General features: G+C 43.0%; 2 protein-coding genes and 2 pseudogenes. 1 reads left to right on the forward strand and 3 read right to left on the reverse strand.

Translation table 11 applies throughout. From position 1 onward, the window contains the following. Window positions 1-266: 266 nt before the first annotated feature. Window positions 267-476 (reverse strand): annotated as a pseudogene (locus EWV66_RS11795) (hypothetical protein); the annotation flags it as partial. Window positions 477-584: 108 nt separating this feature from the next. After that, window positions 585-1,042: pseudogene (locus EWV66_RS11800) on the reverse strand (RNA-guided endonuclease TnpB family protein); the annotation flags it as partial. Between the two features lie 264 nt (window positions 1,043-1,306). On the opposite strand from EWV66_RS11800, the gene EWV66_RS11805 reads away from it, so the two are divergent. Next, complete coding sequence (locus EWV66_RS11805) at window positions 1,307-2,170, forward strand: helix-turn-helix domain-containing protein (RefSeq protein ID WP_052276988.1); 864 nt, start codon at window positions 1,307-1,309, stop codon at window positions 2,168-2,170. A 110-nt stretch (window positions 2,171-2,280) separates the two neighbouring features. Here EWV66_RS11805 and EWV66_RS11810 read toward each other — a convergent pair whose 3' ends face one another. Next, entirely contained in the window at window positions 2,281-2,793 is a 513-nt protein-coding gene (locus EWV66_RS11810) for a dihem cytochrome c family protein (protein WP_052276987.1), read from the reverse strand. Between the last annotated feature and the right edge of the window lie 605 nt (window positions 2,794-3,398).

Genomic DNA, 3,398 nt, shown 5'->3' on the forward strand with positions numbered 1-3,398 from the left:
GACTCTGTGTAAGACAGTACATGGTTTTTTAACTGTGGTATGCGACGGTGGTGGAAGCAGAAACTTAAATCGTGAGGTTTAGGAATCGCCGCACTTTTAGGGCGGCGAGGATGTCAACAAAGATCGCTTCTTATTGACACTCCCGTCACTAAAAGCGAGGGATTCTTGGTTCATAGAGTTTCCCTAATCTGACAGGAAGTATCCAACATTCGCCAGAGGGAATCTCTCCCCCCCCCCCAACCGACGTCGGGGGGGCAAGGGGGGGTCAAACGGTTTAATCTTTTTTCCGCTTGGCGATAGTATTGCGGTATTTCTACCGTTTCCCCATCACTATTAGCGTAGAAAACTTTTAAGCCTACATCCAATCCTACACATCTTTTAGTCGGTTCTAAGGGTTTTGCCTATTCCCGAATATCAACGCTAAGGCAGAATTGGACATAGTAACCGTCTGCTCGTTTAACAATCCTAACGGCTCTTCTCGACTTTGTGTGATAATTTTTGCTTATGGAATCGTGAAATGTTTACTGGGAAAGACTTTTAGGACTATTTTGCGGATATTCTATCAGTATAGACCTAGTTTCCACACAGTGGTCTATAGGGTAAAAGTTTAAGTCTCTAGTTCCTTTCAGTTTAACCGTGCCAAGATTTTTCTTATCTGTGAAAGTAATTTTTTTCTATCCTCCGATAGTTGACCGCCACAGTTTTTATATTCCACAGAACGATTATTTTTCTGAAACTTGGGATAACCTTTTTTCCCTTTTATTTTTTTCTGACAATTGTCATAGAAACGAGCAATAGCTGACCAGTCCCGTTCTGCCGATGCTTGTCTAGCCGTAGAATTTAGAGTATCGACAAACTTGAACTGTTGGGCGAGAACTGCACAATATTTATTGAGAGAATATTTATCGATTTTGTCTTCTCTCTTGGCATCCATCCAAAGTCTTAATGCTTTGTTTCTGATGAATTGTACTGTACGAATAGCTTCATCTATGGCAGAAGACTGACTTGGTTTGACCACTGCTTTCATTTCTAAGATAATCATTGTTTATCGACCTCAAACAACTTATTTTAAGTTAACCTATACAGCAGAGATTGTCAAGATTTTAGTCGTGCTTCGCTCTTTTATATTGGTCGGGGTGAAACCCCGACATTTGAGATAAAAAACTTAACTTTTGCAAGTATTGCTGATTTTTGCTGGTTTTTGGAACCTTTTCGCCGGTAATGATGACAAGGTGAAAGGAGCTTCTAGAGAACAGATTATCCCAAAATAACAAAATCGAGATTATCATCTAAGTTGGTATAGATTATGACTGGAATTATGAGTCAACTCAGTCCCCTACAAGCCGAACAAATCAAGGAAATCGGGACTTATTTACGTCAAAAACGGGAAGAAAGCTGCCTGAGCATAGACGATATCGCCGCCCTGACGATGATTAGAGTACCAATGCTAGAAGCGTTGGAAACGGGGAATTGGGAGAAATTACCAGAATTAATTTATGTCAAGGGATTTATCAAACGCTACGGTGATGCTCTAAAAATTGATGGTAAAGCTTTAGCCGATCGCTTGTCTCCTAGTGCGGAACAATTAGCTCAAGAGGTAACTATTCCGAAAAAACTGCCCACAAAAGCTACCCCTCTCCCCAAGGCTGAACCCGCTGCCCCAAAAGTGGAACCGGTGAAACCAGAAAAACCAGCCCTGGAAACTAGCCCCCAACTGGCTAAATCAACCTTTTTCGGGATGTATCTCTGGCTAGGCTTGCTGGCGGGCATATTTTGTGGTATTGGCTATCTTTTCCTCCGTCCCCCTCTCTCTAACCCCCCTGCCGTTACTCCCTCTCCTTCCCCCGTGGGTTCCCCCGCACCAGTAGTCTCTCCTGCACTGGTAGGCTCTCCCTCCCCTTCTCCTCAGCCAAAAGTTCCCCTCTCAGCCCAGGTAACTATTGAACAGGCCGCTTGGGTAAGGGTAATTGCCGATGGCAAAAAAGTCCATGAAGGCAATCTCCAACCCGGGACTAAACAAACTTGGACAGCCCAAAAGAGTTTAAATATTCGATCGGGCAATGCTGGCGGTGTTAAAATCTCTCTTAACCAAAAACCTGCCCAATTAATGGGTAAAGCTGGCCAAATTGGCGAAATCACCCTAACTGCACCCCCTCTCAGTGATCAGTAAACAGTAAACAGTAATCAGTGAACTAAAAACTCACATCTCAAAACTGATAACTGAAAACTGAAAACTGATCACTGATAACTGATAACTGATAACTGATAACTGATCACTGATTAGGCTGCATCATCCCAGATGGGGGTAAGGGTCTGATAATCGTAGCGGGAAGCGTTAGGATGACAGCTGACACAGGTGGTATGACCGAGAGGAGTGGGTAAATTGACCCTAGGATGCAAAACCTTTACATAGGTGGACTGTTCAATTAGGAGGGGAACAAAAGTAGTCTGGGTAAGAGGGCGGGAAGAATAACTGAGATAATCCCAGATAAGACGCTGAGTAATGCCAACAATTGGTTTTAAACGGATACCATAGTGAGAATTAGGATTTTCTAGGATTTTTTTCCAAGTTTGACTCGGTAGGATGCTGGGAGCAATGGCAATATGGCAAGTGGCACAATTTTCTAGATAGGTTTGCTCTCCAATTTGATAACGATTCAGCACTGTATCCGAGGCAGGGGATTGGGCGATCGCTGGTTGTTGAAGTAGCGAAGCCAGTAGAATACCCCCTAGAATACTGAGGAGAAAGAGGATCAGAAAAAAAATCGATTTCACTTGACCGCTGGAAGGCATGACTGGGATGACGAGTAATTGAACACAATTTTGACACTCTCGCCATCACAATGCCAAGCTGTGTGATGGGAGATTCTTGCTTCACAGAAACCTGCTTTTTGAGACGAATCCCAACGAGTCTGACAGTCTCTCCACAAGTTTAAACTCCTGACTGCCCATCAGTATTTGGGTTCTTCTGGTTTATGTGTGGAAACGAGGTCTATACTGATATTTTCTAGTTTTTTCCGCGGCTCGACTGAGCATCGCCGAACGTCAAAATAGCCCTAAAAGTCTTGCTTGATAGGTATTTCACGGTTTCCTAAGCAAAAATTAAGTAGGTAGGCGTTAAAAATTATCAGATGCCCCCCTTATCAAGGGGGGACTAAGGGGGGATCGGCACCCCCCTTATCAAGGGGGGACTAAGGGGGGATCAGAGGCAAAATCCATTTTTAATTTAATTATAACCAGCTACTTATAAGTAGTCATGCAAAATTAATTACCTGCCCGATCGGCTCTTCTGGTTTTCGTGTGTTAATTTTTGTTATGAATTAAAGCAAGCAAACAGCTTAAGTCGAAGATGTTCAAAATTGGTAAATCCATAACTCATTCTTTTAATAAGCTTTATT

The sequence above is a fragment of the Microcystis sp. M_OC_Ca_00000000_C217Col genome (genome assembly GCF_007095585.1).
In the GTDB taxonomy this organism is placed as follows: domain Bacteria; phylum Cyanobacteriota; class Cyanobacteriia; order Cyanobacteriales; family Microcystaceae; genus Microcystis; species Microcystis panniformis.